This window comes from Streptomyces sp. BE303 (genome assembly GCF_036290945.1).
Lineage (GTDB): Bacteria > Actinomycetota > Actinomycetes > Streptomycetales > Streptomycetaceae > Kitasatospora.
The window spans coordinates 1-311 of the sequence record NZ_JAQYWZ010000803.1; the positions used below are offsets into that span (position 1 = coordinate 1).

Consider the following 311-nt stretch of genomic DNA (forward strand, 5'->3'; position numbering starts at 1 on the left):
GCACAGCCCGCTGTTCCGGTTGACCAGGAACCCGTTGCTGTTGGCCGCCCACTGCTGGTTGGCCCCGCCCGTGCAGGTCCACTGGCGGACGGGCGCACCCGCGTCCCTGCGCCAGTCGGAGACCTCCAGGCACTTGCCGGTGGCGGCGCTGTTGATCTCGAACGGGGTGCTGTCGGCGGCCCCGGCCGGCGCCGGTACCGCCAGTGCGAGCGCACAGGCGAGGACGGGGCGGTGTCGGCCTGTCCGACCGAGATCGGAGGTGCGTCTGGGCGGGAAACAGTCTATATCTCGGTGTCGATGACGGTGGTCGC

At 71.1% G+C, this 311-nt stretch carries 1 protein-coding gene; it reads right to left on the reverse strand.

Going from position 1 to position 311, the window contains the following annotated elements; translation table 11 throughout:
- The coding region (locus PUR56_RS26535) for an RICIN domain-containing protein (protein ID WP_329950749.1) at positions 1-285 on the reverse strand (285 nt) is incomplete at its 3' end.
- Positions 286-311 lie beyond the last annotated feature (26 nt).